We start from the raw sequence: 10,378 nt of genomic DNA, 5'->3' as shown, positions 1-10,378 counted from the left end.
AAGAAAGTTCTCGCGCAGATGCGGCATGCAAGTTAGCTTTGGATGCCCCGCAAGTCGCGGTTCAGCATGAACTCACAGGGGTACATTCTATTTCCAAGTGCGACATGCCAATAATTTCAATGGCTTCACTTTGGAGATTTTCGCATGTTATTCGCAACTGACCCTCGCCGATCGGCGTCAACTTCATAAGCTTGTTGAGCGAAAAGTGCCGATCAAACGAGATGGCACGCCAGCTCGGTCGTCACTGCTCGACAATTTATCGGGAGACCCGTCGCAACACGTTCCGTGATCACGAACTCCCCGAGTACAGCGGCTATTTTCCCGTCATTGCCGACGAGATCACGCGTGAACGCCGGCGCCGGTTAAGAAAACTGCGGCGACACCCGAACTTGCGCAAGGAGGTCATCAAAAAACTGGAAGCACGCTGGTCGCCCGAGCAGATTGCCGGACGCCTGTTATTGGAGGGGTTAAGCCTTGTGAGTGTGTGTGCCGAGACCATCTACCGGTTTATCTACAGCAAGGAAGACTATGCGCTCGGCTTGTATCAATATCTGCCGGAAGCACGTCGAAGACGCCGTCCGCTTCACTCCAGAAAGCCGCGCGACGGGGCATTTCCCGCCAGCCACCGCATCTCCCAAAGGCCTGATTTTATTGGAAACAGATCGCAATTCGGGCACTGGGAGGGCGACCTCATCGTCTTCGAGCGTCCGTTTGGACATGCCAATGTCACGTCACTCGTCGAGCGCAAAAGCCGGTACACCGTTCTGATCAAAAACCCCAGCCGACACTCGCGGCCGATCATGGACAAGATCATCCGCGCATTCTCGTCCCTACCCGCATTCGCGCGTCAGAGCTTCACCTTTGATCGGGGCACGGAGTTTGCTGCATTCCGGGCTCTGGAAGATGGTATTGGTGCGCGCAACTGGTTCTGCGATCCCAGCGCGCCCTGGCAGAAAGGTGCGGTGGAAAACGCAAACAAGCGCATCCGTCGTTACCTGCCCTCCAATACAGACCTCAGCCAGATGTCGCCGGCAACACTCGATCAGACCGCAACGTTAAAGATATGGGTCGCGCCCAACACTTCCGTTTAAACCGGGTGCGCACTAGTAAAGTGTCCGCTGATAGTCTTTCTCAAGGTCGTCATCCATTTTCCGCATCTCATCCCTGTTGCTGGGTGCGCCTGTCGTTTCATCCAGAATAATCTTGATAAGCGACGGCATTTCGGAGCGATCCTGAAAATGATCCGGGCTCCATAAATGAGACCGCCGAAATGCCTTGGCGCAATGCATGAAAACCTCGCTCACTCTGACGACTATCGCCAGTTTCGGAGCGCGGTCATTGATGCTCATGCTTTTCAGGAGTTCAGGGTCGGTCGCCAACGCCGCCTGCCCGTTCACGCGCAATGTATCGTCGAACCCCGGTATGACGAACAACAATCCGACGTTCGGATTGGCAATGATATTGGTCAACGTATCCAGCCGGTTATTGCCCGGTCGATCCGGGATCGCGAGTGTGTGTTCATCAAGAACCTTGACGAACCCCGCAGGGTCGCCACGAGGGCTGACATCGGCGCGTCCTTCCCCATTCTGGGTTCCGATGCACAGGAATGGTGAGCGCCTGATGAACTCCCGCGCGTGCTCGCCAATTGCGTCCTGACACTTCAATATCGCGAGAGAATGGGTCGCCTCGAACAACCCTCGAAGCGACGGCTCATCCGTTATGGCGAATTCTGGATTGAGTTCGAATGCCGTCATCATACCCCACTTTTTTCACGTTACGCCGTTGTTCCCATCAGCTTTTCCAGACGGAACAGCCCGGCTGTTGCGGACCCGCCGAATGGCTGTTTTGTTGGCTTTTCAGTGCCTTTCACGATTCTGATGTACGTACCTCATAAATATCGATATCGCACATTTCCATTCCAATCAAGGCGTGGAGCACGCACTGGGGGGGGTTCGCGTTCGCGGTTACGGACGCTTCATGAAGGCGGTGCGTGTCATCGGGGTCGATCGGGAGCGGCTATGGACGCCTTCTACGGCGGATAATTCCCTGTAGAAATATCGGGCGGGTCTGCACGTTCAGGCCCTCGCCACTCAGCGACGCTCAGCCGCCCGAAGCGGCCTTGAAAACCGCCAGTTGGTCGGCAAAGGCGCGTTTATAGGCGGGACGCGCCTCACCGCGGGCCACATAGGCTGAAAGGTTCGGATATTCGTCGAGGATGCCCGAACTTTTTATCCTTTGCAGCACCGATATCATCAGGAGGTCGCCGGCACTGAACGCGCCGTCGAGCCAGTCGGCGATCGGCGGTTCCACGGTGCTGAGCGCGGCGAACATCCATGTTATCGCCCGCGCATTCGCATCCCCCGGCAAAAGGCCGGCATGGCGCTCCGCGATGTGGAAAACGATCGCACCGGACTCGAACAGGACAAGGTCGCCCTCTTCATAGGTCGGAATCTGCCCGAATGGCTGAAGCGCCAGATGCTCGGGTTCCCTCATCGCCTTGAAGGAGAGAAGACGAACATCGTAGGGCTGGCCTACTTCCTCCAGTGCCCAGCGCACGCGCGTGTCGCGGGCCAGACCCTTGCCGCCATCGGGCGAGCGTTCAAAAGCGGTAATTGTGATCGTCATTGCCGTTCTCCATCGCGTCTGTTTGGAGATTGTTGGCTCGCGTGGTGCTCGAGCGTCGTTCGCGTTTTGCGCCAGCCGGGAAAGCCATCTTGGCCTGTTTCTGGCCGATCCGGCAGGGGCCGCCATGTCAGGATAGATGCTTGACCGAACGAAAACAATCCTCGTGCGTTTCCGTGACAGGTCATTTGCGTCCCGCTTTCCGGCCTCACGTGAGCTTGATGAAGACGGGCGGCGCGCCCTGCCCGTTTCGAATTTTTGCCGTGAAAAAGCTGGCCATTTCGCGCGAAAACTCTAAGCTCCAGCGCCGGAAATGGATTGCCAGAACCTTCAGGATTTCAATTCAAATCATTAGGGAGAAACCAACAAATGAGCCTTCGTATCAACGACATAGCGCCCGATTTCACCGCCGAAACCACGCACGGTCCGGTGAGCTTTCACGACTGGATCGGCGACGGCTGGGCGGTTCTGTTTTCGCATCCGAAAAATTTCACGCCGGTCTGCACCACCGAACTTGGCGCGATGGGCGGCCTGCAGCCGGAATTCGAAAAACGCGGCGTCAAGATCATCGGCATCTCTGTCGATCCGGTCGAAAGCCATGAAAAATGGAAAAACGACATCCGCACCGCGACCGGCTTTAACGTCGATTATCCGCTGATCGGCGACAAGGATCTGAAAGTGGCGAAGCTCTACGACATGCTGCCGGCGGGCGCTGGTGAGAGTTCCGAAGGCCGCACCCCGGCCGACAACGCCACCGTGCGCTCCGTCTTCGTCATCGGTCCTGACAAGAAGATCAAGCTGGTCCTCACCTACCCGATGACAACCGGCCGCAACTTCGAGGAAATTCTTCGCGCGATCGATTCCATCCAGCTGACCTCGAAACATCAGGTGGCGACGCCGGCCAACTGGAAACAGGGTGAAGACGTGATCATCACCGCCGCCGTCTCGAACGAGGACGCCATCGCCCGCTTCGGCTCTTACGATACTGTCCTTCCCTATCTGCGCAAGACGAGGCAGCCGGGCTGATTTGAAACGGACAAAAAAAGGGGCGATGAGCCATCATCGTCCCCATTCGATCCTCCTGACGGTGGCAATTATGGCTTTATCAGGCCACCATGATAATCGAGCCGATATGCCTCGACGCCGTCACGATAAATCCGCTCGACCCCGGTAAAAGACTGGAATTCGCCCTCATTGGTATCGATATAGGTCATGTCTTCGACCTCGTGAGTGAAGCCGCCGAGAAACCGCCCTTCCCTGTAAAGCGTTGAGAGCGAGTGCTGGATCACCCTGCCCGCCACGGTGCCATCAATTGACGCAGGGCGAATGATGCGACCGTAATAGTTCATGGCCCATAGTGGAATACCCCGATGCCAGACAACCTCCTGGCCGATGAAATCGGTTCCGCCGAAATAACTGTCGATATAATGCCAGTCGCCGTTCCGATAGGTCAGATCGTGCGAGCTGAGGCGAGTGGGTGTCGCGGAGGTGTCGCCGCCGCCCACATAGGTGGCGGATTTGGCCTGCACGATGAATTCTTCCAGCATCGCAAATCTCCTCACCGAGAACATAAAGCGAACATATTCAAATTGCGCGGCAGTCGCAAGTGCGTTCTCGGCCCGGCTTCATGCCATAATTTCACCGATGGCGGGCTTGGTAATCGCTGCTTTTGCCCTTACAAGCGTGGCAGAAATTATCCCGCTAAGAGTACCCATGTCGCAGAACCCGCAAATCTATGTCGATGCCGACGCCTGCCCCGTGAAACCGGAGATACTCAAGGTGGCGGAACGGCATGGGCTGGAGGTGACCTTCGTTGCAAATTCCGGCTTGCGCCCGTCGCGCGATCCGATGGTGAAGAACGTCATCGTATCGGCCGGTTTCGATGCGGCTGACGACTGGATTGCCGAGCGTGCCGGCGAAAACGACATTGTCATCACCGCCGATGTGCCGTTGGCCGGGCGTTGCGTCGCCAAGGGCGCACTGGTGACCGGGCCAACGGGCCGTGTTTTCGACCAGACAAACATCGGCATGGCGACTGCGATGCGCGATCTTGGCGCGCATCTGCGCGAAACCGGCGAAAGCAAGGGATATAATGCGGCCTTTTCGCCGCGCGATCGTTCGGCTTTTCTGGAGACCCTTGACCGTTTCTGCCGCCGTGTCAAAAAATGACGGCACAAACAGAAAGACGCGATCCATGACCCCGGTCAAACCGCAAAGCAACGCCTATCGCCGCCATAAGCCCTTCCTCGTCGCTTTTCTCGTCAGCGCTTTCGGCCTCGGTCTGGCGCTGGTTTTCGCGCGATCGATTGCCATCGAAATCGCAGCTGTCCTGTTTTTTCTGACCTATCTCGTACTGGTGGCATTTCGGCTTCCCAAACTGACGGCGCAACACCTGAGGGCGCACGCCGACAGCGACGACCTGCCGGCAATAGCCATCATCGCCATTACGCTGCTTGCCGTTGGCGTTGCCGTCGTTTCGCTGTTCCAGGCGCTCAACCATTCCGGCGAAACGGTCTGGACCCTGCTCATCGCCTTCGGCTCCGTGATCTTCGGATGGCTGACGATCCATACCATGACGGCATTGCATTACGCCCATCTCTACTGGCGCCCTGAAACCGTTGATGGCAAGCGCCAGCACCGCGGCGGCATGGATTTTCCGGCGACGAAAGAGCCTTGCGGTTATGATTTCCTCTATTTCGCCGTGGTGATCGGCATGACGGCGCAGACATCGGATGTGGGCGTGACCACGACCGCCATGCGCAAGGTCACATTGCTGCATTCCATCGTCTCTTTCTTCTTCAACACGGTTCTGGTGGCGGCGGCGGTCAATGCCGCAGTCGCGCTTGCCGGCTGAACCGAAAACTCTTCTTAAGGGAATGGCTTCATGAACATCGTTTCGCAGAATACGGCCTTTGGCGGCATGCAGGGCGTATTTTCGCACGCATCCGAAACCCTGAAATGCGAAATGACCTTTGCGGTCTATGTGCCACCGAAGGCGATCAGCGAGCCCTGCCCGGTTGTCTGGTATCTCTCCGGTCTCACCTGCACCCACGCCAATGTCATGGAAAAAGGCGAATATCGCCGCATGGCGTCCGAGCTGGGGTTGATCGTCGTCTGCCCGGATACCAGCCCGCGCGGCAATGACGTGCCGGACGAGCTGACCAACTGGCAGATGGGCAAGGGCGCCGGCTTTTATCTCGACGCCACGCAGGAGCCTTGGTCGGAGCACTACCACATGTACAGCTACGTGACGGAAGAGTTGCCCGCCTTCATCGGCCAGCATTTTCGTGCGGATATGAGCCGTCAGGGCATTTTCGGCCACTCGATGGGCGGCCATGGCGCGATGACGATCGCTTTGAAGAACCCGGATCGCTTCAAGAGCTGCTCCGCCTTCGCCCCGATCGTCGCCCCCTCCTCCGCAGACTGGTCCGAACCGGCGCTGGAAAAATATCTCGGTACGGACCGGGCCGCATGGCGGCAATACGACGCCTGCGCGCTGATCGAAGACGGCGCACGTTTTCCCGAATTCCTGATCGATCAGGGCAAGGCCGACAACTTCCTCGAAAAAGGCCTGCGCCCCTGGCTGTTCGAAGAAGCGGTCAAGGGCACGGATATCGGCCTGACGCTGCGCATGCACGAGCGCTACGACCATTCCTATTATTTTATTTCCAGCTTCATGGACGACCATCTGAAGTGGCATGCCGAACGGCTTGGCTGAGGGTTGCGACAGGCGGCGTTGTTCACGGAAACAATGCCGTCGCCAGCGTCGTCGGGCCGGGCCGGCTAAGCCTGAATTCGCGGATGACGCGTTCCGCGACACCGTAAGCGAGATCCTGCTCGATTGACCGATTGTCGAAACTCACCACCGTGGTCGTGAATTTCGCCTCGGCGATCACCTCGCCCGTTGCCACGGCGGCGGCGCGCACGATCACACGGGCCGATGCCCGTTCTCCAAACAGGAAGGGCCCGCGTGTGACGGATGCGAGGCGAATTGTCAGCACCACGCGTGGTCTGATTTCGCCGCGTGCAGTCGTCTTGATCGCGTTCTGCAACTGCGCGTGAATGGATTGCATCAGTGCCGGCGCGACATCCGGTCGGGCCGCAACGAATGCGCCGCGCACATCGTAAAGCAGCCGGTCGGCATTGGTCGCTTCCGGTTCCAGCCTGAAAGACATGAGCGTGAAAGACGCCAGCACAACGATGCCAAGGCGCTTCAGCGTGGTGATCATGATCTGCGGCTCCCCTTACGTGAGGTAGCCGCATATTCGGTCATCAGGGTTAAAAAAGCGTCAAGAAGCGCTCTTCAACGCCTCCAGAACGTTGAGTGCCGCACGCATGTCGACAAGCCTGAGGGCACGGCGCTCCAGCGCCTCCTCATCCTCGCCCCATTGTTCGGCGGTCCAGTCCTCATCGAGATGCGCCAGCGCCCAGGTTTCTTCCAGCGTCTGCTGCCCCTCCGCCAGCGCCAGCGCCAGAATGGCGGAGCCGGTCAGGGACGTCATGGTGTGCAGGGCGGCGAGCGCTATCGGCGTATCGTATTTCCTGAGCGTCACGGCAAAGGCCGCAACGGCCTCCCGTGGCTGCTCGCGATGCATCACGCCTTCGATGAGGATGAAGCGGGCGCCGAGAACATTGGCCGCCCAGTCAAGCACCGGGTCCCAATGATCGATCTGGCGCTGAACCAGCGCGGATGGGTCGCCAGCGCGGTAGCACAGAAGGTCGGAGGAAGAAAAGCGGAGGATGTCCTCGAAAACCGCCTGGGTGTCGTCGGCGATGCCATCAATGGCGGTGTTCACATGCCGTGACACGGGCATGACGACCGGGTTCACCACTTCCTTCTGCGCATCCCATTCGTCGCGAAGCAGGTCCGCGAGCGCCTTGGATGGCAGCACAAGCGGCTTCTTGGCGGGCGTGCGCAGCGGCTTGCCATCGAGATGGATGGTGAAGCCGCCGTCTTCCACGTCAGCAACGGTGACGTCCTTGTAGAAGCGCTTCGGCAAAGGCCTCTGCATCTGGAGTTGCGCGCGAATGATCGGATCGGGATGGCTGAGGCCTTCCGAAAGGTCGTTCAGGAGATCACGCATGGCACGTCCTCATCAGTCGGATAGAAAGGGTCATTCGAGAATATCGGCGGGAACATAGGCCGGGATTTCGCGAGGGTGGCTGACGACCGCATCGGCGCCGGCCTTCCAGAGATCATCGACCGAGGCGTAACCCCAGGCGACGCCGATGGCCTTTGCGCCGGCCGCTTTCGCCATCTGCATGTCATAGATCGCATCGCCGATGACGACAGTGTCAGCCGGAACCATGCCGGTTTCATGGCAGCATTCCATCACCATGGCCGGATGCGGCTTGGATGGGCAATCATCCGCCGTGCGTGACACGATGAAATGCTCGGCAAAACCATGCGTTTCGAGAATATGGGTCAGTCCGCGACGGCCCTTGCCGGTGACCGCGCCGATCAGCACGTCGTCCCGCTTCGCCAGAGTGTCGATCAGCGGCGCGATGCCGTCGAAAAGCGGCTCGATCATGCCCGGCCGGGCGCGGATCGGGTGATAGATTTCCCGATAGCGCTCCGTCATCGCGCGCGCCTCGTCATCCACATGCGCCTTGCCGAGCATGCGGGCGATGGCGATATCGAGTGTGAGGCCAATGATCGCCTTGGTCTCTGAAATGTCAGGCCGAGGCTTTCCGAAATCGACGAATGTATCGGCCATGACGGCATGGATCAGGCCGGCACTATCCACCAGCGTGCCGTCGCAATCAAAAAGAACGAGTTTCATCGGCTATCAGCCTTCCCTGTCGCCATCGGCCACGTCGAGACCGAGCAGGTTCCAAGTCTGCACCATATGCGGCGACAAAGGCGCGCTGACGCGAAGCCGTCCGCCATTCGGGTGCGGAATGTCGATATGGCGGGCATGCAGGTGCAGGCGTTTCTGTACGCCGCCCGGAAAATCCCAGTTCGGATCGTCGATGTAATATTTCGGATCGCCGATGATCGGGTGCCCTATATGCAGCGCGTGAACGCGAAGCTGGTGGGTACGGCCGGTATAAGGCTCCATCTCCAGCCAGGCGAGGTTCTGCGCGGCGGTATCGATGACACGGTAATAGGAAACGGCGTGATCGGCCCCCTCCTCGCCGTGCTTGGCGATACGCATGCGGTCGCCGTCGGGCGTCTGTTCCTTGACCAGCCAGGTGGAAATCTTGTCCTGATGCTTGCGCGGCACGCCGCGAACCAGCGCCCAGTAGGTCTTCTTGGTATCGCGCTCGCGGAAAGCGGCCGTCAGCTTCTGCGCAGCACCACGGGTGCGGGCAACCACCAGCACGCCGGATGTGTCACGGTCCAGGCGGTGCACCAGACGCGGCTTTTCACCCTTCGGGCTGGTCCATGCTTCCAGAAGCCCGTCAATGTGGCGGTTGATGCCGGAACCGCCCTGCACGGCGATGCCGGCCGGCTTGTTGAACACTAAAACCTTGTCGTCCTCATGCAGCAGCATGCGCGCCAGAAGTTCGCTGTCTGCCGAATGTTTGAGATCCTTCGATCCGATAGGGCCGCTTTTGACCTTGAGGTCGGAATCGACCGGCGGTACGCGCACCATCTGTCCCGGCTGCACCCTTGCATCCGTCTTCACCCGGCCGCCGTCCACACGCACCTGTCCCGAGCGCAGCAGCTTTTGCAACTGCCCGAACCCCAGACCCGGATAGTGAATCTTGAACCAGCGATCGAGGCGCATACCGGCCTCGTCGGCCTCGACCTTGATATGCTCGATACCTGCCATGAAATTTCCAGTCTCTCTGTCTTGATCGCACGCCCTTTATCTCTGGCGCGCCGTTTGGATCAAGCCTTTAGAACAAACTGCGGCCCAAGGCCAGCCCGGCGAAAACCGCCGCGATGGAAACCAACAGACTTGCCATGATGTAAACGGCCGAAAGGCCGAGCGCACCGCGTTCGAAAAGCGAGACCGCATCGAGCGAGAAGGACGAAAATGTGGTGAAGCCGCCGAGCACGCCGGTAACCAGAAACAGGCGCATCTCCATGGACGCGTTCAGCCTTCTGGCCACAAGTTCGACGAGGAGACCGATCAGGAAAGATCCGACCACATTGACCGCAAGCGTTCCCCACGGAAAACTCGGCCCGGCAAGCCTCACGCTCCAGACGCCGACCAGATAACGGAACACGGAACCGATTGCGCCGCCTGTGGCGACAAGAGCGATATTCACCATTTGGGGATTGTCTCCGGAGGAAATTGTCGGACCGGGCTGTCCGGTGCATTTCTAGACCATAGCAATCGCCGGCGAAACCCCTTTGCCCGGAGCTTTCATCCATTAAAATACGGTTAAATTGCAAGCCCGCGATTTAGCCTTCCGACAAGGCGCGGCTGTTAATCTCCAGCTTTTACGGGGTCGGCGAAGAAGGCCGGAGGTTGGATGACACAGGTTCTTTCCGTTTCAGCAAATACAGCGGCCTATGCGCTGGAGGCTGTGAAACCGTCGCAGCGCGTGCCGCGCAAGACCGAGGTCGAAGAGGCCATTCACGCATTGGCGCGCAAGGCCGAACAGGGCGACGACTTCCAGCTCAAAGGCTTTATGACGGCGATCAAACCGCCGGCCTTGACGCTCTATTTCCTGACCACCGCCAGCCAGCGTCAGGAACCGCAGGCGACGCTCGAGCAGGCTGTGGAGGCTTACGAGGAGAATGGGGCCGAAACTCGTTCTAAAAATAATGTTTTAGATCAGATTGATATTTAGATATTCT

General features: G+C 58.7%; 13 protein-coding genes and 1 pseudogene. 6 read left to right on the top strand and 8 right to left on the bottom strand.

The window, feature by feature from the left end; translation table 11 throughout:
• Positions 1-136: 136 nt before the first annotated feature.
• Positions 137-1,040 (top strand): annotated as a pseudogene (locus QSK43_RS11670) (IS30 family transposase); the annotation flags it as partial.
• A gap of 63 nt (positions 1,041-1,103) precedes the next feature.
• Here QSK43_RS11670 and QSK43_RS11665 read toward each other — a convergent pair.
• Both QSK43_RS11665 and QSK43_RS11660 read right to left on the bottom strand, forming a co-directional pair.
• A complete protein-coding gene (locus tag QSK43_RS11665) occupies positions 1,104-1,754 on the bottom strand; it encodes a pyridoxamine 5'-phosphate oxidase family protein (RefSeq protein ID WP_332303560.1) in 651 nt (216 codons plus the stop codon).
• 346 nt (positions 1,755-2,100) lie between these two features.
• Positions 2,101-2,625, bottom strand: a complete 525-nt coding sequence (locus QSK43_RS11660) for a glutathione S-transferase family protein (RefSeq protein ID WP_332303559.1) — start codon at positions 2,623-2,625, stop codon at positions 2,101-2,103.
• Positions 2,626-2,991: 366 nt separating this feature from the next.
• On the opposite strand from QSK43_RS11660, the gene QSK43_RS11655 reads away from it, so the two are divergent.
• Positions 2,992-3,648 carry a peroxiredoxin gene (locus QSK43_RS11655; RefSeq protein WP_332303558.1) on the top strand — a complete coding sequence of 219 codons (657 nt, stop codon included), beginning with the start codon at positions 2,992-2,994 and terminating at the stop codon, positions 3,646-3,648.
• A gap of 68 nt (positions 3,649-3,716) precedes the next feature.
• Here the strand turns inward: QSK43_RS11655 and QSK43_RS11650 are convergent, their stop codons facing one another.
• The gene (locus QSK43_RS11650; RefSeq protein WP_332303557.1) at positions 3,717-4,169 is read right to left on the bottom strand and encodes a DUF5680 domain-containing protein; all 453 of its coding nucleotides are present in this window, start codon (positions 4,167-4,169) and stop codon (positions 3,717-3,719) included.
• A gap of 166 nt (positions 4,170-4,335) precedes the next feature.
• Between QSK43_RS11650 and QSK43_RS11645 the strand changes: the two genes are divergently transcribed.
• The 3 genes from QSK43_RS11645 to fghA are packed head-to-tail and all read left to right on the top strand — an operon-like array spanning position 4,336 to position 6,340.
• Positions 4,336-4,791 carry a YaiI/YqxD family protein gene (locus QSK43_RS11645; protein WP_045018465.1) on the top strand — a complete coding sequence of 152 codons (456 nt, stop codon included), beginning with the start codon at positions 4,336-4,338 and terminating at the stop codon, positions 4,789-4,791.
• Between the two features lie 25 nt (positions 4,792-4,816).
• The gene (locus QSK43_RS11640) at positions 4,817-5,476 is read left to right on the top strand and encodes a DUF1345 domain-containing protein (protein ID WP_332303556.1); all 660 of its coding nucleotides are present in this window, start codon (positions 4,817-4,819) and stop codon (positions 5,474-5,476) included.
• 30 nt (positions 5,477-5,506) lie between these two features.
• Positions 5,507-6,340, top strand: coding sequence for an S-formylglutathione hydrolase (gene fghA / locus QSK43_RS11635; protein ID WP_332303555.1), 834 nt, complete (start codon positions 5,507-5,509; stop codon positions 6,338-6,340).
• A gap of 22 nt (positions 6,341-6,362) precedes the next feature.
• On the opposite strand, the gene QSK43_RS11630 is transcribed toward fghA, so the two are convergent.
• From QSK43_RS11630 to crcB, 5 genes are all read right to left on the bottom strand, one after another.
• Entirely contained in the window at positions 6,363-6,851 is a 489-nt protein-coding gene (locus tag QSK43_RS11630) for a hypothetical protein (RefSeq protein ID WP_332303554.1), read from the bottom strand.
• Positions 6,852-6,911: 60 nt separating this feature from the next.
• Complete coding sequence (locus QSK43_RS11625; RefSeq protein ID WP_332303553.1) at positions 6,912-7,706, bottom strand: ATP12 family chaperone protein; 795 nt, start codon at positions 7,704-7,706, stop codon at positions 6,912-6,914.
• Between the two features lie 30 nt (positions 7,707-7,736).
• Complete coding sequence (locus tag QSK43_RS11620; protein WP_045018470.1) at positions 7,737-8,405, bottom strand: HAD family hydrolase; 669 nt, start codon at positions 8,403-8,405, stop codon at positions 7,737-7,739.
• Positions 8,406-8,411: 6 nt separating this feature from the next.
• On the bottom strand, positions 8,412-9,401 hold the full coding sequence (locus QSK43_RS11615; protein WP_045018471.1) for an RluA family pseudouridine synthase: 990 nt from the start codon (positions 9,399-9,401) through the stop codon (positions 8,412-8,414).
• 67 nt (positions 9,402-9,468) lie between these two features.
• Positions 9,469-9,846 carry a fluoride efflux transporter CrcB gene (gene crcB / locus QSK43_RS11610; protein WP_045018472.1) on the bottom strand — a complete coding sequence of 126 codons (378 nt, stop codon included), beginning with the start codon at positions 9,844-9,846 and terminating at the stop codon, positions 9,469-9,471.
• Between the two features lie 204 nt (positions 9,847-10,050).
• Between crcB and QSK43_RS11605 the strand changes: the two genes are divergently transcribed.
• Positions 10,051-10,371, top strand: a complete 321-nt coding sequence (locus tag QSK43_RS11605; RefSeq protein WP_045018473.1) for a hypothetical protein — start codon at positions 10,051-10,053, stop codon at positions 10,369-10,371.
• The last annotated feature ends 7 nt before the right edge of the window (positions 10,372-10,378 follow it).

It is taken from the genome of Rhizobium sp. GR12 (genome assembly GCF_036596185.1).
Classification (GTDB): domain Bacteria; phylum Pseudomonadota; class Alphaproteobacteria; order Rhizobiales; family Rhizobiaceae; genus Agrobacterium; species Agrobacterium nepotum.
Note: the sequence above shows the minus strand (reverse complement) of the source record. Positions and strands in the feature narration are given on the sequence as shown.